Origin of the sequence: Bacillus pacificus (assembly GCF_020861345.1) — a bacterium.
Lineage (GTDB): Bacteria > Bacillota > Bacilli > Bacillales > Bacillaceae_G > Bacillus_A > Bacillus_A pacificus.
Genome location: NZ_CP086328.1, coordinates 4,164,079 through 4,189,876, shown reverse-complemented (window position 1 = coordinate 4,189,876; position 25,798 = coordinate 4,164,079). Strand labels below are relative to the sequence as shown.

Annotated in this window: 18 protein-coding genes; 12 read left to right on the top strand and 6 right to left on the bottom strand. The window is 35.1% G+C overall.

What is annotated here, in order from left to right:
• Positions 1 to 69 precede the first annotated feature (69 nt).
• A complete protein-coding gene (locus LMD38_RS21645) occupies positions 70 to 1,626 on the top strand; it encodes a fatty acid--CoA ligase (protein WP_062821575.1) in 1,557 nt (518 codons plus the stop codon).
• A gap of 535 nt (positions 1,627 to 2,161) precedes the next feature.
• On the top strand, positions 2,162 to 5,044 hold the full coding sequence (locus LMD38_RS21640) for a Cna B-type domain-containing protein (protein ID WP_228919983.1): 2,883 nt from the start codon (positions 2,162 to 2,164) through the stop codon (positions 5,042 to 5,044).
• A gap of 88 nt (positions 5,045 to 5,132) precedes the next feature.
• Here LMD38_RS21640 and LMD38_RS21635 read toward each other — a convergent pair whose 3' ends face one another.
• Positions 5,133 to 5,597 (bottom strand): hypothetical protein, encoded by a 465-nt coding sequence (locus tag LMD38_RS21635; protein ID WP_000955012.1) that lies wholly within the window; start codon positions 5,595 to 5,597, stop codon positions 5,133 to 5,135.
• 187 nt (positions 5,598 to 5,784) lie between these two features.
• Between LMD38_RS21635 and LMD38_RS21630 the strand changes: the two genes are divergently transcribed.
• Both LMD38_RS21630 and LMD38_RS21625 read left to right on the top strand, forming a co-directional pair.
• Positions 5,785 to 7,263, top strand: coding sequence for a SulP family inorganic anion transporter (locus LMD38_RS21630; protein ID WP_016716589.1), 1,479 nt, complete (start codon positions 5,785 to 5,787; stop codon positions 7,261 to 7,263).
• Between the two features lie 186 nt (positions 7,264 to 7,449).
• Positions 7,450 to 7,809: a hypothetical protein gene (locus LMD38_RS21625; protein ID WP_016716590.1), complete on the top strand. Its 360-nt coding sequence runs from the start codon at positions 7,450 to 7,452 to the stop codon at positions 7,807 to 7,809.
• An 83-nt stretch (positions 7,810 to 7,892) separates the two neighbouring features.
• Here the strand turns inward: LMD38_RS21625 and LMD38_RS21620 are convergent, their stop codons facing one another.
• Both LMD38_RS21620 and secA2 read right to left on the bottom strand, forming a co-directional pair.
• Positions 7,893 to 8,771 carry an accessory Sec system S-layer assembly protein gene (locus LMD38_RS21620; RefSeq protein ID WP_016716591.1) on the bottom strand — a complete coding sequence of 293 codons (879 nt, stop codon included), beginning with the start codon at positions 8,769 to 8,771 and terminating at the stop codon, positions 7,893 to 7,895.
• A gap of 13 nt (positions 8,772 to 8,784) precedes the next feature.
• Positions 8,785 to 11,148, bottom strand: a complete 2,364-nt coding sequence (gene secA2 / locus LMD38_RS21615; protein WP_016716592.1) for an accessory Sec system translocase SecA2 — start codon at positions 11,146 to 11,148, stop codon at positions 8,785 to 8,787.
• Positions 11,149 to 11,399: 251 nt separating this feature from the next.
• On the opposite strand from secA2, the gene LMD38_RS21610 reads away from it, so the two are divergent.
• Together LMD38_RS21610 and csaB are read left to right on the top strand one after the other, a co-directional pair.
• Positions 11,400 to 12,920, top strand: a complete 1,521-nt coding sequence (locus tag LMD38_RS21610) for a putative polysaccharide biosynthesis protein (RefSeq protein ID WP_061131402.1) — start codon at positions 11,400 to 11,402, stop codon at positions 12,918 to 12,920.
• A gap of 127 nt (positions 12,921 to 13,047) precedes the next feature.
• Positions 13,048 to 14,136: a polysaccharide pyruvyl transferase CsaB gene (gene csaB, locus LMD38_RS21605; RefSeq protein WP_062822271.1), complete on the top strand. Its 1,089-nt coding sequence runs from the start codon at positions 13,048 to 13,050 to the stop codon at positions 14,134 to 14,136.
• Between the two features lie 24 nt (positions 14,137 to 14,160).
• Here csaB and LMD38_RS21600 read toward each other — a convergent pair whose 3' ends face one another.
• The gene (locus tag LMD38_RS21600; protein ID WP_062822272.1) at positions 14,161 to 15,582 is read right to left on the bottom strand and encodes a glycosyltransferase family 39 protein; all 1,422 of its coding nucleotides are present in this window, start codon (positions 15,580 to 15,582) and stop codon (positions 14,161 to 14,163) included.
• 263 nt (positions 15,583 to 15,845) lie between these two features.
• On the opposite strand from LMD38_RS21600, the gene LMD38_RS21595 reads away from it, so the two are divergent.
• Positions 15,846 to 17,687 carry an S-layer homology domain-containing protein gene (locus LMD38_RS21595; RefSeq protein WP_062822273.1) on the top strand — a complete coding sequence of 614 codons (1,842 nt, stop codon included), beginning with the start codon at positions 15,846 to 15,848 and terminating at the stop codon, positions 17,685 to 17,687.
• Between the two features lie 534 nt (positions 17,688 to 18,221).
• The gene (locus LMD38_RS21590; RefSeq protein WP_062822274.1) at positions 18,222 to 20,876 is read left to right on the top strand and encodes an S-layer homology domain-containing protein; all 2,655 of its coding nucleotides are present in this window, start codon (positions 18,222 to 18,224) and stop codon (positions 20,874 to 20,876) included.
• A gap of 180 nt (positions 20,877 to 21,056) precedes the next feature.
• On the opposite strand, the gene LMD38_RS21585 is transcribed toward LMD38_RS21590, so the two are convergent.
• Positions 21,057 to 22,451, bottom strand: a complete 1,395-nt coding sequence (locus LMD38_RS21585; protein ID WP_061131405.1) for an O-antigen ligase family protein — start codon at positions 22,449 to 22,451, stop codon at positions 21,057 to 21,059.
• 309 nt (positions 22,452 to 22,760) lie between these two features.
• On the opposite strand from LMD38_RS21585, the gene LMD38_RS21580 reads away from it, so the two are divergent.
• The 3 genes from LMD38_RS21580 to LMD38_RS21570 all read left to right on the top strand — a co-directional run bounded on the left by LMD38_RS21580 (position 22,761) and on the right by LMD38_RS21570 (position 24,316).
• On the top strand, positions 22,761 to 23,549 hold the full coding sequence (locus LMD38_RS21580; RefSeq protein WP_016716599.1) for an enoyl-CoA hydratase: 789 nt from the start codon (positions 22,761 to 22,763) through the stop codon (positions 23,547 to 23,549).
• 102 nt (positions 23,550 to 23,651) lie between these two features.
• Entirely contained in the window at positions 23,652 to 23,972 is a 321-nt protein-coding gene (locus LMD38_RS21575; protein WP_016716600.1) for a hypothetical protein, read from the top strand.
• 17 nt (positions 23,973 to 23,989) lie between these two features.
• Entirely contained in the window at positions 23,990 to 24,316 is a 327-nt protein-coding gene (locus LMD38_RS21570; protein ID WP_001277353.1) for a nucleoside triphosphate pyrophosphohydrolase, read from the top strand.
• Between the two features lie 28 nt (positions 24,317 to 24,344).
• Here the strand turns inward: LMD38_RS21570 and LMD38_RS21565 are convergent, their stop codons facing one another.
• Entirely contained in the window at positions 24,345 to 24,521 is a 177-nt protein-coding gene (locus LMD38_RS21565) for a hypothetical protein (protein WP_001027096.1), read from the bottom strand.
• Positions 24,522 to 24,647: 126 nt separating this feature from the next.
• On the opposite strand from LMD38_RS21565, the gene LMD38_RS21560 reads away from it, so the two are divergent.
• Complete coding sequence (locus LMD38_RS21560; RefSeq protein WP_062822275.1) at positions 24,648 to 25,697, top strand: M42 family metallopeptidase; 1,050 nt, start codon at positions 24,648 to 24,650, stop codon at positions 25,695 to 25,697.
• Positions 25,698 to 25,798: the final 101 nt, after the last annotated feature.

Below are 25,798 nucleotides of genomic sequence, written 5' to 3'. Positions count from 1 at the left end.
TTAAAGGACAATGTCTACTTATGGACGAAATGATAGATTTATGAAAGAGAAAAGGGGGAAATTGTTGGCATGTACATGACGATAGGGAGAATTTTCGATTTATCTGTTGGTAAGTATCCGAATAAAGAGGCATTAGTGGAACCAGAAAAAAATATTCGCTGGACGTATAAACAGTGGGATGAGCAAATAAATAAAACGGCGCATGCTCTATTAGAAGAAGGGGTAAGAAAGGGCGATACGGTATCTGTTTACTTATATAATTGCCGTGAATTTGTAAACGTTTACTTAGCCTGTGCAAAAATTGGAGCGATCTTTAACCCGATCAATTTCCGCTTAAAAGCAAAAGAAGTATCTTATATTCTCCAGGACGCATCCTCGAAAGTAGTTGTTTTTGAAAAAGCAGTTGAGCCAACCGTGGCTATCGTTGAACGAGATTTTCCGAATTCGTCTTTTTGGTATGTAGAAGACGATACACCTTCTTATGCTAGTTCCTACCATGAAAAAGTAAATGCGGCATCTTCTGAAAAAATAGATATCGAAATTGATGAAATGGATTATTGTTCTATGCTGTATACGAGCGGTACGACAGGTCATCCGAAAGGTGTATTACATCGTCATCGCGAAATGGCTGAGCATAGTATGATTTGTACGTATTTCCTAAAATATAATCGAGATAGTATTGGGCTTGTTGTAGCACCGTTATATCATTGCGGTGAGCTGAATGCTGGAATTATACCGCGCATTCAAGTTGGTGGAAAGAATGTTATTTTACATCATTTTGACACAGAAACAGTATTACATACAATTCAAGAAGAGAAGATTACGACGTTTTTTGCAGCGCCGACGATGTGGAATATGCTGTTGCAAAAAGATTTAACGAAGTACGATTTAACTTCGATGAAGATTGGTATATATGGCGGGGCTGCGATGGCTCCAGCGTTAGTGAAGGAATGTAAAGAACGTCTTTATATTGATCTTGTACAAATTTATGGAATGACAGAAATGGGACCAGTTGTTGCGTTTCTCGTAGAAGAAGATCAAATTACGAAAGCAGGTTCAGCAGGAACACCGTGCTTTAGTCATGAAATTCGAATTGTGAAACCGAATGAAGATATACCAGCAGAACCAGATGATGTATTGCCTCCTTATGAAGTAGGGGAGATTATTTTACGTGGTCCAACTATGATGGCTGGTTATCATAACCGAGAAGAGGCAAATGCAAAATCGATGTATAAAGGGTGGTATCACTCTGGTGATTTAGGTTACTTCGATAAAGACGGCTATTTATTCGTCGCAGATCGCGTGGATGATATGGTGATTAGTGGCGGCGTTAATATTTATCCACGTGAAATTGAAGATTTTCTCCATAGTCATCCTGGTATATTAGATGTTGCGGTGCTTGGTGAGCCGGATGAATTATGGGGAGAACGTGTTGTGGCAGTTGTTGTGAAGAAAGATGAAACAATTACAGAGGCTGATTTAGAAACGTATTGTAAAGAAAGTGATGAATTAGCAGATTATAAACGTCCACGTCATTATTTATTTGTGGATGAACTTCCTCGTAATGCAAGTGGGAAATTACAGAAGTTTGTCCTGAGAGAGTCGTTGAAAGGTGCAAAACAATAGGAAGTAGAGCAGTCGTCTATACAAATAAAGCTATCTTTTTTCATAAGAAAAGATAGCTTTATTTTTTTGAAAACGATTGAAAAAATGGTATGTAACTTCTATTTAAACTCGTTTTTATTATTATATAAAAATATTTTTTAAGGGATTACATTTTGCTTATAAATGTATGAAATCCACTTTAGATAAGGGTTTGATAAAATTTTCAGGTGAATTTTATAGATGTTTAAATAATAATTTTAGTGTAAGTGGAATAAAGGTATTGGAGGAGAATATGCTGGAGTATATTCAAAGGAGAAAAATGGTCAGTCATCCAATGACTTTATGAATAAAACGGTCATTTAGTTTGTAAAAGTTACTACTGTAATAGTAACAAATTATCGAGTGGATGAACAGTCTTGTAATGCACTTTTATAAGGACTAATATTTATTGTTGGCTGCCCAAAGGACAAGTAAAGATAGTTTGATGCTGCAAATAATCTTTATTTTAAAGTGTAGTTTAGGGTAGCAAAATGAAGTAACCAAAGATGGAGGATTTATGAGTACATATTTCAAAAGAATATCGGTAATTTGTTTTATTTTTACTGTTCTTATTGGACAAATTTTTATGCCTATCATAGGGCATGCTCAAGAATTAAATACGACAGGATTTGTTGATAGTTTTGTATTTGAAAAGACGAAATTAAATTATGGAGAAAAAACCACGATACATGTAAACTTTAGTGAAAAACCTGGAAAGAAGATGAAGTCTGGGGATACATTAACGTTAGCACTTCCGCCAGAATTAAAAGGTTATAGTGGCACAATTCCATTAAAGGATGATTCGGGTCGTATTTTTGGTACGTGCCAGATTAATGCAAATAATGTAGTTTGTACATTTAATGATACGGTAGAAAAGCTTGAAAATATTAGAGGGAACTTTAATTTCACTGTTCAAGGTACGAATGTTGAAGCCGGAAAGACGAAAGATGTACAAACGAATTTAGGGACAGATTTAGAAAAACAAATGGTAAGTATTACGCATCCAAAAGGAGAGGGTACAGAACCGGGGATCTTTTTCTATAAGTCTGGTGATATTCAGCCAGACAAAAGTAATGAAGTGCGTTGGTTTTTAAATATAAATTTAAAGAAACAATATTTACATGACAACATCGTTTTAAAAGATACGTTACAAGAAGGACAAACGCTAAATAAAGATAGTTTTACTATTACTATCAATAATAAAGAGTATTTATCTCTTAAACAATTTCAAGACCGAGGTTATGGATATATTAAGCTCACTAGTGATAACTCATTTGAAGTAGTAATTTATAGACATATGGCGAACGCTACGTCGTTTACCATTTTCTATACATCAACGATTACTGATAGTGGGAAAAAGTTGAAACATCTACAGAATGACTACAAGCTTGATTATCAAATTTTATATGAGAAACCGATTTCTGAATCTAATAGTGTAAAGGTTGAAAATATATCATTTGGCGGCGGGGCTGAAGGGGTTTTACCTGCGAAAGGAACGCTGCAAATTGTAAAACATATTGAAGGAGACGAGAAGAAGTTTATTCCAGGTGTTTCTTTTAAATTGTTTACAGAGTCAGGACAGCAAATTGGTGATTCCTATACAACAAATCGAGACGGAATAGTTGAAGCACCAAACCTTACTCCAGGTAATTATTACGTACAAGAAATATCTGCTCCGAACTATGTAGAGTTTGATTCACAAGCGAAAATTCCTTTCACAATTAAGACGGATGCTACAAATGGAATAAAACTTATGGTTCCAAATAAGTTAAAAACTACATCTGTTGCAGGAACGAAAACGTGGGAAGGCGATAAAGTAAACGATCGCCCGAAAACGATTAAAGTAGATTTACTGCAAAATGGTAAAGTCATTGCAACGAAAGAAGTTACGGCAGAAAATGATTGGAAATATGAGTTTGGAAAGTTACCAGCAGTTGATAGTGAAGGAAAAGCTCATACGTATGAAGTGAAAGAACAACCAGTATCAGGATATCAATCGAAAGTTAACGGATATGATCTTACAAATATAAAAATCTACGAAGTAACAGAAGTAGAAGAACAAGGTAAAGAAGAATCGATAGAAGAACTGGAAGCTCCAACTAACCCAGAAACACCAAAAGTAACAGAAGAGCCGAAAGAGCTAGAGAAGCCAGAAGTTACGGAGAAACCGGAAATTCATGTAAAACCAGAAGAAGAGAAAGTTGAAGAAGAAACAACAGAAGAAATCAAAGAAGAAAAACCGGAAGAGCCAAAAGTAACAGAAGAGCCGAAAGAGTTAGAGAAACCAGAAGTTACGGAGAAGCCGGAAATTCATGTGAAACCAGAAGAAGAGAAAGTTGAAGAAGAAACAACAGAAGAAATTAAAGAAGAAAAACCGGAAGAACCGAAAGTAACAGAAGAGCCGAAAGAGCTAGAGAAGCCAGAAGTTACGGAGAAACCGGAAATTCATGTAAAACCAGAAGAAGAACAAGTTGAAGAAGAAACAACAGAAGAAATAAAAGAAGAAAAACCGGAAGAACCGAAAGTAACAGAAGAGCCGAAAGAGCTAGAGAAACCAGAAGTTACGGAGAAGCCGGAAATTCATGTAAAACCAGAAGAAGAACAAGTTGAAGAAGAAACAACAGAAGAAATTAAAGAAGAAAAACCGGAAGAACCAAAGGTGACAGAAGAGCCGAAAGAGCTAGAGAAACCAGAAGTTACGGAGAAGCCGGAAATTCATGTAAAACCAGAAGAAGAACAAGTTGAAGAAGAAACAACAGAAGAAATAAAAGAAGAAAAACCGGAAGAACCGAAAGTAACAGAAGAGCCGAAAGAGCTAGAGAAGCCAGAAGTTACGGAGAAGCCGGAAATTCATGTAAAACCAGAAGAAGAGAAAGTTGAAGAAGAAACAACAGAAGAAATTAAAGAAGAAAAACCGGAAGAACCAAAGGTGACAGAAGAGCCGAAAGAGCTAGAGAAACCAGAAGTTACGGAGAAGCCGGAAATTCATGTAAAACCAGAAGAAGAACAAGTTGAAGAAGAAACAACAGAAGAAATCAAAGAAGAAAAACCGGAAGAACCGAAAGTAACAGAAGAGCCGAAAGAGTTAGAGAAGCCAGAAGTTACGGAGAAGCCGGAAATTCATGTGAAACCAGAAGAAGAGAAAGTAGAAGAACCAAATAAGTCAGAAGTAAAAGAGCAGCCAAAAGTTTCAAACAAACCAGAGATTCAAGGTAAAGTAGAAGCAGAAAACAAACAAGATGTACAAAATAAAAATGAAGTATCATCTAGTAAAGAAAGTAATAAGCAATCAAAATTACTTCCTCAAACAGGTGGAGCGGCATCGGAATCTACTTCCATTCTTGCAGGTATGTTCGCATTAATTTTGGGAGCGATCATGTTTAGACGCCAAAAAAATTAATGGATGTGAGAGCATTAATTTTTTATGTTTTTAGTTTGGGAACAAATGTATAGAAAAAAGCGGAGACGATAAGTCTCCGCTTTTTATATTATTTACGTGAAAACCCTTCTTCATCAAGGTATTCCGCAGCTTCTGGATAAGAGTTGAATGTACCGTCTAAATTTACACCAGCGTACACGTTCCACATATCGTCCTCTGAGATAAGAGTAAGGATATGACCGTCTTCGTTCTGCCATTCTTCTTCTTTTGCAGGTTCTGCAGGAACTACGATTTCTTCTTGGGATAATAGTTCAATTGATTGTTCAATTACTGAACGTAACTCATCTGCTGAAAATTCGCGGATGTTAACCATACCTTTATCATCCGTTTTGTAACCTTTAATCCCACTTGCATATACAAATCCGTTTCCATTTGGATGTAAATGATATACAACGTTCTTTTTATCTAAACGACTTTCTTCAAAGTGAAAGTTCACACGTTTTAATGATACGTTTTTTCTTTCTAATTCTGGGAAAGATTCAATGATCGATAATTTTTCTTCAAAAGTTAGCATAGTGCCTCCAAATATATAATAAAAGATTTAATTTATCCATTATATCATAGTTATAATAGTTTCCAAAGATGCGGTAGGAGCTTACAATTGAATGCGTTTACGTCACGATACTGTAAAAAGTGGACTAACGAATGTATCCTTTTAGGTGTACAATGGAAAATGGACTTTATACAAAGGTGGTTATTATATGTTTCAAAAAATAGCAAAGGAATGTTTAGCAGGTTTTACTGTTGCGATTGTTGCATTGCCACTTGCCATTGCATTTGGTATTGCTGCAACGGGAACGTCTGAGGGAGCACTAGTCGGATTGTATGGTGCAATTTTTGCAGGCTTATTTGCGGCGTTATTTGGTGGTACACCTGGGCAGGTTACGGGACCAACTGGACCGATTACGGTTATTGCAACAGGGGTTATTGCGACGCACGGATTAGAGGCGAGTTTTATAGCATTTATGATGGCGGGACTGTTTCAAATTTTATTCGGTGTATGTAAGCTTGGATCTTACGTGCGGTACATTCCGTATCCTGTCGTATCAGGATTTATGAACGGAATCGCATTAATTATTATTTTAGGTGAAATGAAGCATGTGCAAAATAGTTTTCTACTCGTCGTATTAACGATTATTGTCATGATTGTTTCTGGAAAGTGGATTAAGGCAATCCCATCTAGTTTAGTTGCATTAGTAGGTGTGACAGCTATGCTTCCTTTATTTTCTTCTGCGTTAGAAGGGCTTACAGTGAAGTTACCGGTTATCGGAAATTTGTCATTAAATAAGGTAATTGAAAAGATTGGGACGATTCCAGAAGCGATGCCAACGCTTCATATTCCATCTTTAAGTGGAACAGGTATAGCAGAACTTGTTTTACCAGCGCTTAGTATTGCTTTATTAGGATCGATTGACTCGTTGTTAACATCGGTCGTAATGGATAACGTGACGGGGACACGTCATAAAAGTAATAAAGAACTGGTCGGACAAGGTATCGGTAATGTGATGAGCGGATTGTTTGGCGGATTAGCAGGGGCAGGTGCGACTGTACGATCTATCGTTAATATAAGAAGTGGCGGTAAAACGGCGCTTTCAGCAAGTATGCATAGTGTTATATTATTTATTTTCATTATGGGACTTGGATCAGTCGTACAATACATTCCACTTGCTGTATTATCAGGTATTTTAATTTTAACTGGTATTGGCATGTTTGATTGGGAGAGCATGAAGAAAATGCATGTAGCGCCAAAGGGTGATGTCGTTGTTATGCTCGTAACGATGATTGTCACAGTGAAGTTTGATTTAATGATCGCGGTTGCGTTCGGTATTATTCTTTCATTCATTATATACATGGTGAAATGTAAAGAACGTAAAGCTTCTATTGTAAAAGAAAAGGAAGCAACATATAAAATTAAGGGCCCACTTTCGTTTTTAACAGTGGATCGTGTTTTTTATGCTTTACAAGACGTAAAATCTCCGGTTGTTTTACGTATGAAAGAGGCACACTATATGGATGTGTCAGGAGCTATGGCGTTATTGAATTTCATTGAGCAGTCGGATAAATCAGGATTGAGTGTGACGCTAGAGCAAGTGCCTGCTCATATTGAAAAGACGTTAGTAACGATGGCGAGTAAAGAACAGAAAGATAAATTACTGTTTGTAGAAGCTGATGTTATGTAAGGAAATGCCCTCATATGAGGGGGGGGGGGATATCCTTATATCGCAATATTTTGCGATTATTGACATTTATTAATCTTAGCAGTATAGTAACATTTTAGATTAGCAGTATGCTATTGTAATAAGTGTAAGAATTTTAAGATTTCTTTTCGATAAAAAGAAATCGCTTTAAGCTGGAGGGAATATTTGATGTACAAACAGTTACCACATGGAGTAAAAGTCGGGATTACACGTTCAATCGTTGCTTCTTTTGAGAAGTATATGAAGGAAATTGAATGGAACGAAGAAAAGTTTGACATACAACAATTTGTTGAACAGTGGAAACAATATTTATATACAAAATCAACTTGGATTAATAAAGTAGATGACAAGTTGAAAGAACATCCAGATTTCCATCAAGCGTTAGCAGTAAAAGTGAACGAAAAAATTAACGAGCTTGTTAATGAAGAGCCGACTGAAGAGCAATTAAAAATTTTAAAAGATCACGAAGTAAACAATATAGATGATTTTTGTAAGTTGGAAGCAGCGTATCATATTGAACGTTTGTAGTTGAATTTTTACATAAGAAAACACGTCGTATTCATAAACGGATACGACGTGTTTTTGATTACTCGATTAGCGAGTAATGAAGGTTATTGCGGGATAAACGCTTTCCATTTAGATAAATCGATTGGCTCTTTTGATACTGAGTCAGCAGGGAATGTAAAGGTCCAAGGTTTTGTAGAATTGGCCTTAATTTGAAAATCTTTTAATACAAATATTCTTTCCGCAACGGTAGATTCAGAGCGATCTGAAATATGCAATGGAAGTTGCTCAAGGGTTATATTTTTGTTATAGCCATTACGAATTAAAATAGTTGCATTCAAATCTCCGTTTTCTTCTACAACAGCGTTTAGCCCTCGGAGGTTGATTTCATCTTCTTCAGGTGGATCTAGGTTAGCAATAATTTCTTGTAATTTCATTATTGCACTTTCAGGTAGCTTTTCTTGCCATATAGGATCTAAATCTAATGAATGTTTTCCTTGTAATTCAAATACTAGTTGCCAGTCTTCATTTGATAGCGTTGCTTCTGTAATTGAATTTTCTTCAAAGACGAAAGTCCAAGGCATATTTACATTTGATGGGATTCCTTCTAAGTGTGATAAATCAAATGTTTGGCGTGCGCATGTTTCTCCATTTTTATTTAATAAAGATAGAGTAAGAGTTTCAAATTGAATTGGATGCTTTACACTACTACGAATGAATGTAGTAATATAATAAGCATTTTCATGTTTTTTACTTTCAATTCCGGCTAGCGAAATTTGGTTTTCTTGTAAGGTAGGCAAAGATTTATGTAAAAATTGATAAATATACTTTTGTTCTTGTGAAACTTCATTCCAAGAAGGATGGAAGTATAAGTTCGGTTTTACGTTTTTTGTATTATTGCTATTTTCTTCGGTTCCTAATAATTGAGAACTCGAAATTACAGAGTCTCTACCTTTTTTTCTTGCCTTTTTTAAAAATGATAGCATGTAATTCACCTCATTATATATTTTGTGGGACAGTTATATATCTTGCTAAATATAAAGCAACCTCTTTTTCAAAATGGCTAAATGTGTGTAAAAAGATTTCAAAACCTTCTTTTTGATAAAGGCGCGCCGGATCTTCTTGTTGGTATTGTCTTAAGCCAATACCTTCTTTTAAGTGCTGCATTGCACTTAAATGGCTTGTCCAACCAGAATCAAGGAAGTGAAGGCTAATTTGACGTAATACTTGTTGTGCATCTGCATCACTTTCTAAAGCGTTAACACGCTCTATATAACTTGTAAGAGTATCTTTTAATAGCTCTTGTAAGTCCTCAGCAGAATGAACGTTATTAGCAGATAATGCTGGAATTTCTTCGGTAGATAAAACTGCTTTTAAATCTTCTACTAGTCTAGTGAAATCCCACTCTTCAGGAAGCATTCCTTCTAATAAATGATCTTTAGCAATTACAGTTAGTGTATTTTTGATCATTGGAATGACAATCTCTATCATATTTACTTCTTCGTTTAAAAGGTTATTACGAAGTTTGTAAACTACATTTCGTTGGTCGTTTATGACATCATCTAATTTCAAGTTGTATTCACGCATTGAAAAATGACTGCCTTCACAAATTAATTGTGTACGGTTTATTAAATCATAAATTTTATTGTTTAGAATTAAACCGTTCTCATCAATTTTAAGTGACTTTTTTAACTTCTCGACATCTTCACCTGCGTAGCGTTGTATCATTTCATCTTCTAATGAAAGGAAGAATTGGGAACTTCCGGGATCGCCTTGTCGGCCAGCTCGCCCTTTTAACTGATTATCAACGCGGCGAGATTCGTGTCTTTCTGTTCCGATTACATGTAAACCGCCAAGTTCATGCACACCTTTTTCTAATAAAATGTCTGTTCCACGTCCTGCCATATTTGTAGCAATTGTAATTTTCCCTTTTTTTCCGGCTAGGGCAATTAAATCAGCTTCTTGCTCAGCACTTTTTGCATTTAATAGTTGATAAGGCAAATTTGCTTCATCCAAGTAACGTGCAACTGCTTCTGATTGAAGGATGGACATCGTACCAATTAAAATAGGGCGTTCTTTCTTATGTATATTCATTACTTCTGCACAGACAGCTTTATATTTTGCGTCGGCTGTTACATATACGACGTCTTTTTTATCTTCACGAAGTATAGGACGATTCGTTGGAATTGAAATAACTTCCATATTGTATACGCGGTTAAATTCTTTCTCCTCTGTTTTTGCAGTACCTGTCATACCGGATAAAGCTGGATACATACGGAAGAAGTTTTGAATAGTAATAGATGCTTGTGTTTGATTCTCGTCTGTAATCGGTAAACCTTCTTTTGCCTCCAGTGCTTGATGCAACCCATCGCTTAAAGAGCGGCCATCCATAATACGTCCTGTGAAAATATCAACAAGCATAATTTTTTCGTCTTCGACAATATAATCGACGTCTAGTTGGAAAGCTACATGTGCGCGTAATGCTTGAATCATATAATGATATAAAGTTTGATGCTCTAGATCATATAAGTTATCAATATCAAATAAATCTTCAATTTTTGTAATTCCATCTTCTGTAAAGTTACATGCTTTTGTTTCCGCATCGTAAGTGTAATGCAAAGTGTCTTGGAACGTTTTCATTACCTTTGCACATAAATGATGGAAATCGGAGCTGCTTGATTTTTTCCCAGCGATAATAAGCGGGGTTTTAGCCTCGTCAATTAAAACGCTATCAATCTCATCAATAATTGCAAAGTGAAATGGGCGCTGTACTTGTTCGGCTTTAGATGATGCCATATTATCACGAAGATAATCGAAACCAAACTCAGTACCGATTCCGTATGTAATATCAGCTTCATAAGCGCGTTTTTTATCGATAGATTTCATTTGTGACATATTTAATCCAACTGTTAATCCAAGAAACTCATGAACTCGTCCAATTAATTCCTTATCACGCTTTGCTAAATAATCATTTACTGTAATAACGTGAACGCCTTTTTTTTCGAGAGCACGTACGTAAGTAGGTAAAGAAGAAACGAGAGTTTTTCCTTCTCCTGTAGGCATTTCAGCAATATTTCCTTCTAGTAATACAAGACCACCGATTAACTGTACATCGTAGTGACGAAGGCCAAGTACTCGTTTTGCAGCCTCTCGAACGACAGCAAATGCTTCTACCTTTATATCTTCAACTGTTTTTCCATTTTGTAACATATGCTGGAAAGTGACAGTTTTTTGACGTAATTCATCATCTGATAATGTTTCCATTACAGATTCTAATTGATTAATATCATTCACAATTTGTTCATAATTTTTAATCTTTCTTTTTTGTGAATCTCCCAATAGTTTCTTGACCGAATTCAGCATTCTTGTAACACTCCTCTTACTGACAATAGATACATTATAGCATAGTTATACTAGAAAAAAGTAGAAATGGAAAGTGGTAGGGGATGTGTGTAAAAGAGTTATGTGAGTAAGGATACTTTTGTTTTGTTGTAAAAAAGAAAGTATTCAATATATAAGAAATTTGGTATGATGATTTAATGAGATAGAATATGGTCTCTATAATTCAAAACAATACGCTTAAGAATATATGTATAAAAGAAAAGAGAAGGTACATGAATAAGAAGTTTGTAAAAGGTGCAGCAATTTTAACAATTACAACTTTTTTGTCGAAATTGCTTGGTAGTTTTTTTCAAATTCCGTTACAAAATATTGCAGGAGATGAAGTGCTTGGTATTTTTCGCCTTGTATTTCCTGTATATATGATTGCCCTTACCTTATCAGTAGCTGGTGTCCCATTGGCAATTTCAAAATTGATTGCAGAGTTGAATGAAAAAAATAAGCAGAAAGAAATTGCGAAATTATTTAAATCGGCATCAATTATAGGGATGGTATTTGGAACATTTGGATGTCTAGTGATCGTGTTATTTTCTACTGAAATTGCAAGTATGCTTGGTGGACAAGAAACGAGGGTGCCCTTACTGGTTACGTCATTGGCTTTACTCGTTGCACCATATATGGCAGTTTATCGAGGGTATTTTCAAGGGTTCGGTGATATGAAGCCGACAGGGATATCACAAGTCATTGAGCAATTTGTACGAGTATTTTTTATGTTAATCATCGCTTATATATTAGTATATTGGAATGAAAGTAGTACTATCATTACTAGTGGGGCCATGGTTGGATCTTTTCTTGGGGTAATAAGTTCACTTATATATTTACGTATGACGTACAATAAAAGTTCATACCGATATAAGAGCAACTCGTATTCACTACAAGATTTGAAAAAAGATGGAAAGAAAATATTGCAAGTATCTATTCCGATTGCTATTGGAGCTTTATCCATGCCGCTTTTAAATTTGGTGGATTCGCTAACAGTACCGCACGTGCTGCAAGGATCGTCAGCCGAAATTCAATCGCAATTTGGTATATATAGCCGCGGTTCTGCATTTACACAATTAATTGTTGTTTTCGCAAGCGCAATTGTATTTCCATTAATACCATTATTAACGTCTGCACTAGCAAAAAAAGATATGAATTTAGCAAAAATGACAGTCCAAAATACGAACTCACTTATGCATGTGCTAACAGCCCCGTTAACAATATGGTTAATTGCATTAGCGGTTCCGTTAAATGTGGGATTGTTTACAGATGCGAAAGGAAGCAGTATGTTAGCTGTTATGATTGGTAGTTCGTATTTCACATCGGTTATGGTATTATCAATAGGAGTTTTACAAGGAATTAACCGCTCTGCCCAAGCTGCGTGGATTGTTATCGGTGCAAGTTTTGTGAAATGTTTATTAAACATAGTATTAACAAAAAAGTTTGGCATAGATGGAGCGGCGTATAGTACATTGATTATATATGTGTTAATCTGTATCGTAAATCATCTGTACATTCGAAAATATCTTTCCTATTCTGTTCACATAGGAAGATTTTTTATTGTAATAGGTGTATCTTGTATTTTAGGATTCGGACTATATGAACTATCTACTATAATAGATGTTACATCTTCAAGAATTATTGCGTTATTATATAGTGTTGTAGCACTTGCTATTGCAATCATTTTGTATGCGGTATGTGCTTTGAAATTAAACTGGATATCAAAAAAACAAATACCATTTTTGAAAAAATAAATATAGAACTACGAAATGTAAGGATTGGAATTCGGACGGGCTTATTGTGATGATGCTTTTTTAGGTAAGGAGTTGGTGCCAATAATGGATGAAATGGTTGGTTACCAAATGTTGGAGGAGATTAAGAGTGCGGTTAGTTTTATCAGGATATTATGGTTTTTATAACGTTGGAGACGAAGCTATTCTACAATCGATTATTGAATCGTTACATAAAGAGAATCCGAATATTGAACTCGTTGTGCTGTCAAATGACCCTGACTATACAAGGAAAATGTACGGAGTAGAAGCGGTGGATCGTTGGAGTATCAAATCGGTTTATGATGCAATAAAAAAAAGTGACGGACTTATTAGTGGCGGAGGGAGCCTCCTCCAAGATAAAACGAGTGTAAAAAGTATTTTATATTATACGGGTATTATGGGGTTTGCTCGTATGTTAAAAAAACCGTATTACATTTATTCACAAGGAATAGGTCCGATTACAAAAAGGCATAATCGACTATTAGTGAAATGGCATTTGTCGAAAGCGACATATATATCAGTTCGAGATGAGGATTCATTTTTATACTTAAAGGAACTTGGCATGAAAAGGGATATTGAACTTGTTCCAGATCCAGTTTTAACATGGAAACGAAAAAAACAATCAGATTGGCTACAAAAACATTCTTTGCATGGGAAAATAATTGCAGTGAGTGTGCGTCACTGGAATGCAAAAGAAGATTATATAAAAAAGTTAGCGATAGCTTTAAAAAAATTAAAGCAAGAAGGATACCAAATTTTATTCGTCCCGATGCATGGTCCGTTTGATCAAAATGCTTCGCGTGATGTAGTGGATTTAATGGGAGAAGAGACGTATATGCTTCCATATAAAATGGATATTGATGAAAAAATATCTATTTTATCAGAGTGTTCTCTTTTAATTGGTATGCGTCTTCACGCCCTTATTTTTTCGGCTGTCGCGAAAACACCGATGGTTGGAATTTCATACGATCCAAAAATCGATTCATTTTTAAGACAAGTGAATCAACCGGTTATAGGAAGTGTGGATGGAGACTGGAGTGCAGAAGATCTATATAAAATTGCGAAGAGGCAAGTGATGCAACATGAAGAGATACAGCAATCTCTGCAAAGAAGAGTAGATGAGCTGCAACTGCAAGGAGAACAAGCGGCTAAGAAAATTATTTATCATATAGAAAAAAACACTCTACAGAAAAAGTAGAGTGTTTTTTGTTAGTGTATTTATTTACGCCCTGAATCTTTCTTTTATATATTGTGTAACGAGATAGACACCGTAACCTTGTATGATCATAAACGTCGGGATGATAAAGTAGCGATAGCGCGATTGAATTTCAATGAAGAAGTGCACGCCTGCGTAACCTAAAATTAATAATGAGAAGAACAGTAACGTTTTATTTCGTTGTTCTTTTATCGTTTTGATAGAAGCTATGCAAGCGAATATGCAAATGCTTACGTAACATAATTTTTCTAACGTCCACAGTAATTTTGATAATTCGGGTTTTGGATGTCCTTCTAATCCCCAATAAATGGCTGCGTCATAATCTCCCCACATAATTTTAAATTTATCTTTGAATAACAATAATAGTTGTCCTTTATCAGAAGTTCTTTCTTTAATGAGCTGTTTTTCAATTTCGAAACGTTCCTCGCCAATCGGATATTGAAAAACAAGTTTATGGTCAGGGAAAGAAAATCCACCTGTTGTTTCAGGGTTGAATCCAACTACAAATTTCCAATAAGGGTCTCGACTGGATAATGGATATTGTGTAACCCCTGTAGCAATTAATGAATAGCTAAAGATGAAATGCACGATATAATAAATGCCAATCATACCAATGAGCTTTGATACAACCATTTTTTTATTCAGTTTCTTATCACCAATTATATGAGTGATAAGTAAGAAAAGAATGAGAGCTAGTAAAATAACAATACCAATTGGTCTCATAATATCGCCAAATGCAATAAGAATACTAACAAATATCCACGTATATGAATGCGAGATTCCTTTTTTTACGAGAAGATAAAAACCACCGTAGAATAGAAATGTTGCGAGATGCTGATTTGTTAGTACAGAAGTCATCATAATGTTAGGAATGTACGTTGCGAAAATAAGTGCGGCAACTCTACCGCAAAATTCGTTAAATAGATGTGTAGCTATGCGATATATAAAGTACGTGATACCAGTGCAGTATAGTATGTTTAATAATTTAATTGCTAGTACACCTTCGCCAAACAATTTGATCACACCAGCTTGGTACATTGTAAAGCCTAATTGATATACCCAAGTAGTAAAATATGCTTTGTCCGCGAATGAGAAATTGTTATTTGCAGCATCAACGGCGCCGTTATACATTTGTGCGAAATCTTGTACGACATTTGTTTGAACTGTTAACACCCATGCAAGACGAAGTGTGAATACTAGTAGACAAATAAATATGATAAATTGTGTTTGAGTGAAAAACCGATTCACGATGATAGACATGAATATGATCCCGATTAGAATGACTATAAGTGCCACTATAAGGAAATAGGGATGATCGTACTTCGGTTCAGTTATTAAAAATTGCAATGAGTATATAAGAGTCATTACAAAAAATAACAATGTTAATATTTGCAGTGCTTTAAATGCAAATGCATATAATCTAGGCATAATGATCCTCCGTAGTATGTAATATCTTTGTAGTTATTTCTATATAAACAGAAATAACTACGTCATTATATCATAAAGGATTTCGCGGTTGTAAAAGGAATGGAGTTTATAGGAAGATTAGTAGGATATATAATATTTCAATATAATAAAATGCTTATTTTAAAAAGGTTGTATGCTAATTTTTGTTTATCATGTTTATATAATTAGTATATAATCGGTGTTGGAATGATAAATTCGTAGATTACGAGGAGGATTACATAACCGTGAAAAAATTTTCAAAAGGTATTACAGCAGTTGCATTAACGGGGGCATTCCTTTTAACGCCTATTTCAAGTTATGCAGCGAGTGATGATATTACAGGTCATCTATTTGAGCAGCATATGCGTACTCTTATTAATAAAGGAATCATGTCAGGGTATGGAAATAATGTATATTTACCTGACAAAGAGATAACGAGAGCAGAGTTTGCTACATTAGTAGCGAAAGCCCTGCAACTTCCGCAAGCAGATTCAAATTTTAATGATGTGCCAAAATCATATGGCTTATATGACGGCGTAAGTAGAGCATTCGGAGCGGGAATTATTAAAGGGCGTAGTCCTGAGACTTTTGCACCAAATGATGTGATTACACGTGAAGAAATGGCCGTAATGGTAAAACAGGCGCTAGATTATAAAAAGGTTAACGTAACTGTAAGTCCGCTTACATTTGCTGATACGAATCGTATTAACTATAAAGAACATGTACAAGTTATGGTAACTACGGGGATTATTAAAGGTTATCCAGAAGATAATACGTTTAGACCGCATTTATCAGCGACAAGAGGTATGGCTTCAGCGATGCTGAACTTAATGCTTGATAAAATTGGTGGTGGAGAAACGCCTGTAGAAACAAAGAATTATGTGTTGTTAAATGATGCAGGGAAAGTAGTAGAGCGTTACACTACATATAAAGAAGCTGTTACAGCTGCACAAAGTAAAGGTATCAATACAGTGAAGTATGAAAATGAATACGTATGGATTAAAGATGGCTTTGCAGCGGCGAAGCAAACTCCTGGAAATACAATTAATGTGTACGGTGATAATTTACAAACAGTATATACATATATTCAGTATGGAACAGAATTTAAAGTGTTAGAAGTTGGAGAAGATCGTGTGAAAGTGCAACTCTCTGACCTAACAGGTTATGTAAAGAAAAATGAAGTTACTTTAATTCCTGAAAATGAAATGAAGAAGTCATCTTATTACGTAAAATCAGATGGATATTTATATCACAGATATTTCACGTATAATACAAGTTCACCTGGATATACAGAATATAGATTCGGCGCAGCCCCTTCGTTCATAAAACAAGGGCAATCAATGTATAGTGTAGATGGAAAAACATTCGGAAATGAAACATTCTATCAATATTTTAATTATTTATCACTACGTACGAAAACAGAGTACACGGCAGAACAATTAGATAGTTATGTAAAATCAGTAAAACCAGATTCGCCACTAATCGGTTTAGGGAAGAAATTTAAAGAAGTAGAAAGTAAGTATAATGTAAATGCATTATTCTTATATTCATTAGCTGTTCATGAAAGTTTATATGGAACAAGCGATCTTGCAAGAGATAAAAATAACTTATTTGGTTTAAATGCAACAGATAATAGTCCATTCGGTAACGGTCTAACATTTAATTCAAAAGAAGATTGTATTGAACATGCTGCAAAAGTATATATGAATGAAGGATATTTAAATCCAGGTCATTGGCGTTATACTGCAACATATACAGGTGATAAAGCTAGCGGTTTAAATATGAAATATGCATCTGATGCAAACTGGGGTAAAAAAGTAGCAGGGCATATGTTCCGTTTTGATTCGTACTTAGGTAAAAAAGAGTACAACAAATATAAACTTGCTCGTGTAACGAATAAGGTGGAAGCGAAAAAAGATCCTCGTACGTCGAATGAACGACTGTATAACTTAGCGGCAAATAAAGTTGTTACGATTACAGGCGAAGAAACGATAAATGGACAAGCATGGGTTAAAATCATTTCTGATGATCCTGCTGTAAATGAAGCGTACGTTGCAAAAGAAAATGTAGAGTACGTAAAACACTAATAAAGAAAAAACAAAAAGACTGATCACCTAGATGATCAGTCTTTTTGTTTGTCGAATAAAATAAATGAATGTAATTTTATGACATTAAAATAAAAAAATCCCACTTTATAGAAGTTTATAACAAATAATTCGACAAAATAACAAAAAATAAAGCGTATCTTTGTCGAAAAGTGTCGATAATTTTAAAAAGTATAAATTGTCATTTCATTTATATTATGTGCTATAATGCTATTTGTATATTAAATACAAGCGATGTATATACGTTTACATATTAGAAAAGTTGATAAATATATAATTCGACAAACATTGTAAATTTGTCGAATTATGCGATAAATAATTCTTTAAAAAAAAAGAATTATGACGTATTATATACATGGTTTAACTTTTTGGAAAAAGATAGTATTTATTATGGCTAATAAATTACTATTCTTCAAAAAGTGTTTGTAAATTAATATATGAATTTAGTAAATCACTAGTTTTTCAAATACATATTTCTAAAGCTAGTATTATATTTCTCAAGGAGGAAATAAATCAATGGCAAAAAATAAGTCTTTTAACAAATTAATGGCTGGTACAATGACAGCTGCAATGGTGGCTGGCGTAGTAGCTCCAGTTGCTGCATCTGCAGAAGAGGGCGCATTTAAAGATGTTCCTAAAGAACATTGGTCTGCAAAAGCGATCAACGCTATGGCTGCACAAGGTATTATCGTAGGTACAGGTAATGGCCTATTCGGATTTGGTGACGATGTAACTCGTGCTCAAGTAGCTACTTTCATGGTAAAAGCAAAAGGTATTGAACCTGGTTCAACGAAAACTCCATTCACAGATGTACCAGAAAGCAGCATTTATGCTAAATTCATCGCAGCTGCTGAAGCTAACAAAATCATGGCTGGTTTAGGCGACAATAAATTCGGTCCAGACGAGAAATTAACTCGTGCACAAATGGCACAGCTTCTTGTTAACGCATACGGTTTCAAAGCTGATGAAGAAAACAAACAAACTTTCAGTGACATCGACGGTTTATCTTGGGCAACTGCAAAATCTTCAATCGAGACTCTTGCAAGCCTAGGTATCGTATCTGGTGAAGGTGAAGGCAAATACAATCCAAACGGTGTTGTAACTCGTGAGCAAGCTGCTCAGTTCATCTACAATGCAATGACATATAGCCCGAAAGTAAAAACAGAAGCTAAGGTTGAATCTGTAAGTGCAATCAACGCTCAAGAAATTAAAGTTACATTCACAAAACCAGTAAATGAAAAAACTGCAATTGACGAAGCTAACTACATTTTCAAACAAAATGGTGTTAACTTAAAATCTGAAGATTTCTTAGGAAACACTAATAAGAAAGGTGTTCTTTCAAAAGATGGTAAGAGCGTAACTTTCAAATTAGTAGCTGGCAAAGCATTTGCTAACTCTGACAAATATGCAGTACACTCAACTACAGGCGTATTAGGTGCTGACTTAAAACCTGTAGAAAAATACCTTGATACAGAAAAAACATTCTCTGACTCAGTAGCTCCAGAATTATTAGGTGCACGCGTTGTTGGTGGCGCAGTTGAATTAACTTTCAACAAACCTGTGCAAACAGATGCAAAAGTTAAAATTGATGGCGTTGAGCTTACAGAAGCAAAAACTGCAAGTGAAACTCCAGGTGTATACACTTTAACTACTGCTAAAGTTGAAGGAAAAGATAGTATCTTCGCTAAAGGTGATCATGAAGTAGTTGTATACGATGCAAAAGATACATTAGCAAAGAACCCTAATACATCTTCAATCTTAACAACAAAATACACTGTAGCTGCTGATACAACAGCACCAGAAGTGAAAGAATTAAAAGCTATTAACAGCCGTACTTTCAAAGTTACATTCTCTGAGCCGTTAAGCCAACACCCTGAAGTAACTGTGAAAAAAGGTAACTACACGTTCAAAACAGCGGGATACGGTACTCCAGGTAACGCTGGTGAAGTACAATTTACAAAAGATCTAAAAGATCCAACTTCATACATCGTTTCTATTAAAGAAAATGCAAATGGAGATCTTAACCCATTATATGCAGGTAGTGAAAAGAAAGTTGACTTAAGTGTTAACCTTAAAAACTTCAAAGATGGAGTAAACTTACTTGGTAAACCAGTTGATATGAGCGTTTCTTTAGCTGCTGATACTGCTACACCAAAAGTAGCTACTGATAGCTTAAACAAAATCAACGGAAATACTTTAGAAGTTAAATTCGATGGTAAAATTGATGTAAATAAACCAGAACAAATCGTAGTACGTGACAAAGGTGGCGTAGTTGTAGAATCTACTTTCGTAGCTGAAGGTGACGTATTAAAAGTTACTCCTAAAAACAACGTTGAATTAAAAGACGATTCTTACACAGTAGAATTAAAAGCTGGTGCTATTAAGTTTGCAAAAGATAATGAATTAGCTTCTTACTCTGTAAACACAAACAGCAACGAAGCATTTATTACAACTGTTGGTAAAACAGGTATTGTAACACCTGTTGTAGAGATGGACAAAGGAATTATTACAATCGCTGGTGATGTAATCACTATCAACTATACACAAGACATGAGTGGTAACGCGAAAGATGTAGAGAATTACAAAATTGACGGTAAAGCATTACCAACAGGTACAACTGCAGAATTCGTTGGTAACAAAAAGACTGTTAAGATTTCTTTACCAAAAAATTATTTCTCAAAAGATCAATCTGCTAAGTTCACAATTAGCACAAACGTATTAACTGCATCTGGAAGCAAAGTAGTAGCTAACGCTCAAACAAAAGCTCCAGTTGAAGATTTAATTAAATTCGGCGATAACACAGCTCCAAAATTAGCAAGCGCTGTTTATGTGAAAGCTAATAACGAAGCTGACGTTTCAAAAACAATCAAAGTTACATTTGATGAGAACATTGAAGCATTCAATGAAAATGACGCTCAATTTATCAATGACTTAAAAGTTGTTGTAAATGGTAACGATGCTGCAATTGCTGGTATTAAACATGGCGGCGCAGATGAAGCTAACGTTGTTTACTTAACAACTGCAAAAGAGCTAAACGTTGCTCAAGCTGCAACAATTAGTGTAGTAGCAAAAGGTTCAGCTAATCCAGACGGCATTAAAATTACAGATGCTGCAGGTAACCAATTATCACTTGGTAACGTAACTGCATCAACTGCTATTGTTCAAAAATAATAATAGATAGTATATCTGTTATTGACGAAAAACCCTTTCAGGAGAATTCCTGAAAGGGTTTTTCTATATAATTCAGCTATTTGCGAGCAGGTGACTTATGCTGTTTGATTGTTACGAGAAATAAACATAGCAAGTATAAAAAATGGCATGCCCATAAAATAGGGGCATGCCATTTCAATGTTATTCAATTTCCAAATCAACAACCATATAAGCAAGTATGACAGTAAAGAAAATACTTACAGCAGGTGCTGTTAATACGTGGCCGGACATAAAGCCGATTCCGAGCGATAGGACGAGTGTGCTAGCTAGTAGCATATGTTTTACGCTAAATAGTTTCTTGAAGTTTGTGATCAAGCGAATGAATATTTTTATACCGAAATAAAGAAGCGGCAGTAAATACATAAGGAAGCCGACAATTCCGAATGCAAAGAATAGGTCGTGGAAATCCATTTCGACTAGCTTCACTTTCGTTGTGTAGTTACCAGCGTAACCCATTCCAAAAAGTTTTTGTGAGAGCGGTGCTTCTTTATAGTATTGTTTGTATACTTTTAAGAATTTGTCCCGATCACTATAAATTAAACTCTTCACTTCAGAGTCTGTTAGTTCACCTTTTGCGTGTTTTTTTGCATCCTCTGGATTTTCTTTAATTACTTTTCCTTCTTTTTTATCCTGTTCTTCTTGTACTGATTTTTTGTATTCGTATATTTGCATGTGGATTCCCATATTTTTTGCGATAGGAGTATGCGGTGTAAGAACAATTAAACCTCCTAGTACAACTGCTGCAACGATGGTGTTTACAAGATATGTGAATCCTTTTTTTTCTTTTTTACGGTTTATCATATATTCAATGAACGAGAAGAAAAGTGCTACGCCTAATGTTAGCACAATTGCACCATATCCAACTTTTGTTCCGACCATAATACTTGCATACATCGCAAGTATTGTTGGAATCCAGTAATATATTTTCGAGAAAGAAGTTGTTTTATAAATCGAATATAAGACAACGATTGGGAACATAATCGCAAAGAGAGCACTTAAATCATTTCCAGCAAAGAACCAACCTCTTGAGCCAATTTTTGAGTGAGGATAGCTTGGGAAATCAGTGCCAGTTTGCATTGCGATAATCATTGTGATGCTTAAAATTAAAGTTGCATATAAGAAATATGTAATGATTTTATGAAACACATATTCTTTATTTTTTAGCTCTTTAAAGACGATAATATATCCAAACAGTAGCACAATTGGATATATGCTCTTTAAAATAAATTTAACTTCTTCTCCAAATGAAACTGGAGATTTAACCATCATATTATTTACAAGACCGATTGCCAGTGCAATTCCGAGTAAACATAAATAGAGAATGTACTTTTTCGCGCCTTGTTGTTTATGATGAAGAAGTAGATAACCTAATGCAAGAAGCATAAAGGCGAAACGGACTACGATTCCGACTGTTGCGCTCATGTGTAATACATAGATTGAAAAAGACGTTAATAAATCTAAAATTGGTTGAAACACGATGAATAGCAGTAGGAAATGCGGGAAGTAGTTATCCGTCTGTTTTAACTTAGTAACCATATGTTCCTCCATTTCTTCATTCCTTTATTTCAGCACCCCTCTATATAATAGGAAGGGGAATGAATTTCTATATTTAATTTTTATATCAGACTTAAGAATACACCATTTCATTGTAATGGTAAATAGATGAAGAGCCGGGATAAACCGACTTTAATTTCTATATTTTTCAACGAAATTGTATGTTTTATGCAAGGCGATATACAAATTACGAGATTATTAGACAGAAAATTAAGAAAAAAGAAGGGTTTTTCACATCCTTTCTATAATTATATAAGTATAATCTTTGTGTAGAAAAGAGGGGTATATATAATGGAAGTAACAAGTAAAACAGAATCTGTCATTGTGAAATATGAAGGGCACGTTGCAACGGTTATGGTCAATCGCCCAGAGGTGTTAAATGCATTAGATGAACCAACGTTAAAAGAGTTATTACAAAAACTGAAAGAAGTAGCGGAGAGTTCTGCACACATTGTTGTGTTATGCGGGAACGGCCGTGGTTTTTCTGCGGGTGGAGATATTAAATCGATGCTTTCAAGTAATGATGAAAGCAAGTTTGATGGTATTATGAATACTATTTCTGAAGTCGTTGTGACTTTATATACGATGCCGAAGCTTGTTATTAGTGCTATTCATGGACCAACTGCTGGTCTTGGATTAAGTATTGCACTAACAGCTGACTATGTGATGGCAGATATATCATCAATTATTGCGATGAACTTTATTGGAATCGCTTTAATTCCAGATGGTGGCGGCCATTTCTTCCTTCAAAAGCGCGTTGGTGAAAATATGACGAAGCAAATTATTTGGGAAGGAAAGAAATTATCAGCAACAGAAGCGCTTGATATCGGTTTAATTGATGAAGTAATCGGCGAAGATTTCCAAACGGCTGTGAAGCAAAAAATTAGTGAATGGTCACAAAAGCCAATCAAAGCGATGATTCAAACGAAGCAAATTTTATGTGAAGTAAATCGCTCCAATTTAGAACAAACGCTGCAGCTTGAAAAACGCGGCCAATATGCGATGAGACAAACAGCAGATCATAAAGAGGGCATCGCTGCATTTTTAGAAAAACGTTTACCGGTATTTAAAGGAGAATAAAGTGTAGTGGCAGTTTTACTGCCGGTTAATTTAGGATAAAGGGGAGAAAGTGCTAACACATTTTAGTATAATTGTGTTAGCACTTTTTTTAAGGAGTAATGAATGAAGAAATTGATTGGCGTTATCGTTATTATTTTACTTACATATTATGCTTTGCATAGTACACCATCTCTTGCGGTACGGACTGCACTATTTTTTGAAGGGCATCCAATTGCTGCTTTCTCAGGTGAAGTGGAGAAAGAACGGGATGTGAAAAAAGAAGCGATTCCTGATGAGTACAAAACCTTATATGGAGAGAAGAAAGAAGAACCAGAGCATTATTTCTTTCCGGCAGTAAGGGCGCACGGATCAGGAATTGATATGTTAAGTGCTTGTGTGAAAAAAGAGTGGTTATTTTATAAGGCAGAGCTCGGCTGCTATTAAACATAGGAGGATGAATGATGTCAGCATATAACAAGTTAGTAAGAGATCGTGTTCCAGAGAAGATTTTAATGTCTGGAAAAACATATACAGCACAAAAATTAACAGGACAAGCATACATACAAGCTTTGGCGAAAATTGGAACAGAAGAAATTCGTGAATTTGCTTCTATGAAAGAGCGTGAACATGCGCTTGATTCTCTTGCGGATGCACTGGAAGTAATCATATCATTAGCGCGTGCAGAAGGTGCAACAATTGAAGATGTAGAACGTCTTCGTAAGCAGAAAGAGATAGAGCGCGGTGGGTTTGAAAGAGGTATTTACTTGTTGGATGTTTCAGAAGAATAGATTTGTAGGGAAAGCATAGCGTTACTCATTAACGAACGCTATGCTTTTTTGTTGCGATTAAGCTAATAATGAAGAAGATAGCTGTTAATACCCAGCCAATTGTAATAGAAGTAGTAGTATGAACTGCATAAGAAACTTGTAAACAAAGTAATGATGCTAGAAACCAAATGAGTGCAATGTGTACATATTTTTTTGATATATTCATATTGTATAACTCCTTTTATATACTAAAGTGAATTTTACTATAATTTAGAAAATTAAGCTATATGAGTAGAGGATTTATAGTAAATTCGGTATACTAAATAATAGGAAAAATGAGGAGGAAACGACAATGGCACATTATGCGAAAGAAACGATGGAATTGATTAAGGAGCTTGTCTCTATTCCAAGTCCATCTGGAAATACAGAGAAAATTATTCGTTTTATTGAAAACTATGTAAGTGAGTGGAATGTAGAAACGAAGCGTAACAATAAAGGCGCTCTTATTTTAACGGTAAAAGGGAAAAATGATGCACAGCATCGCTTATTAACAGCACACGTTGATACGTTAGGTGCGATGGTGAAAGAAATTAAGCCAGATGGTCGTCTCAGTCTTTCTATGATTGGCGGATTTCGCTGGAACTCTGTAGAAGGGGAATATTGCGAAATTGAAACATCAAGTGGCAAGACGTATACAGGAACGATTTTAATGCATCAAACATCTGTACATGTATATAAAGATGCAGGTGAAGCGAAACGCGATGAGAAAAATATTGAGGTTCGTATCGATGAGCGTGTATTTTCAGCTGATGAAGTACGTGAATTAGGAATTGAAGTAGGAGACTTCGTTTCATTTGATCCACGCGTTCAAATTACAGAGAGTGGATACATAAAATCACGTCATTTAGATGACAAAGTAAGTGTTGCAATTCTATTAAAATTAATTAAGAGATTACAAGATGAAAACGTAACATTACCATATACAACTCATTTCTTAATTTCTAACAATGAAGAGATTGGATACGGTGGTAACTCTAACATTCCAGAAGAAACGGTTGAATATTTAGCGGTTGATATGGGAGCGCTAGGTGATGGACAAGCATCTGACGAGTATACAGTATCTATTTGTGCAAAAGACTCTAGTGGTCCGTATCATTATGCACTACGTAAACATTTAGTAGAGCTTGCGAAAACGAACAATATTGAATATAAAGTAGATATTTATCCGTACTATGGATCGGATGCATCAGCTGCGATTCGAGCTGGATTTGATGTGAAGCATGCATTAATTGGAGCAGGTATTGATTCTTCTCATGCATTTGAGCGTACACATGAAAGTTCGATTGCTCATACAGAAGCGTTAGTATATGCGTATGTAATGTCTCATTTAATTGAAGAATAATTTCGTAGAAAATAAAGAGGGCTGATTGAAAATGTTATTTTTAATCAGCTTTTCATTTGGTGGGTAATGAATCGCTTTTTGAATTTTTATATTTATTCTTC

Coding starts and splice junctions, on each gene's coding strand:
- LMD38_RS21645 (WP_062821575.1), top strand. CDS start 70: ATGTACATGACGATAGGGAGAATTTTCGATTTATCTGTTGGTAAGTAT.
- LMD38_RS21640 (WP_228919983.1), top strand. CDS start 2,162: ATGAGTACATATTTCAAAAGAATATCGGTAATTTGTTTTATTTTTACT.
- LMD38_RS21635 (WP_000955012.1), bottom strand. CDS start 5,597: ATGCTAACTTTTGAAGAAAAATTATCGATCATTGAATCTTTCCCAGAA.
- LMD38_RS21630 (WP_016716589.1), top strand. CDS start 5,785: ATGTTTCAAAAAATAGCAAAGGAATGTTTAGCAGGTTTTACTGTTGCG.
- LMD38_RS21625 (WP_016716590.1), top strand. CDS start 7,450: ATGTACAAACAGTTACCACATGGAGTAAAAGTCGGGATTACACGTTCA.
- LMD38_RS21620 (WP_016716591.1), bottom strand. CDS start 8,771: ATGCTATCATTTTTAAAAAAGGCAAGAAAAAAAGGTAGAGACTCTGTA.
- secA2 (WP_016716592.1), bottom strand. CDS start 11,148: ATGCTGAATTCGGTCAAGAAACTATTGGGAGATTCACAAAAAAGAAAG.
- LMD38_RS21610 (WP_061131402.1), top strand. CDS start 11,400: ATGAATAAGAAGTTTGTAAAAGGTGCAGCAATTTTAACAATTACAACT.
- LMD38_RS21600 (WP_062822272.1), bottom strand. CDS start 15,582: ATGCCTAGATTATATGCATTTGCATTTAAAGCACTGCAAATATTAACA.
- LMD38_RS21590 (WP_062822274.1), top strand. CDS start 18,222: ATGGCAAAAAATAAGTCTTTTAACAAATTAATGGCTGGTACAATGACA.
- LMD38_RS21585 (WP_061131405.1), bottom strand. CDS start 22,451: ATGGTTACTAAGTTAAAACAGACGGATAACTACTTCCCGCATTTCCTA.
- LMD38_RS21580 (WP_016716599.1), top strand. CDS start 22,761: ATGGAAGTAACAAGTAAAACAGAATCTGTCATTGTGAAATATGAAGGG.
- LMD38_RS21575 (WP_016716600.1), top strand. CDS start 23,652: ATGAAGAAATTGATTGGCGTTATCGTTATTATTTTACTTACATATTAT.
- LMD38_RS21570 (WP_001277353.1), top strand. CDS start 23,990: ATGTCAGCATATAACAAGTTAGTAAGAGATCGTGTTCCAGAGAAGATT.
- LMD38_RS21565 (WP_001027096.1), bottom strand. CDS start 24,521: ATGAATATATCAAAAAAATATGTACACATTGCACTCATTTGGTTTCTA.
- LMD38_RS21560 (WP_062822275.1), top strand. CDS start 24,648: ATGGCACATTATGCGAAAGAAACGATGGAATTGATTAAGGAGCTTGTC.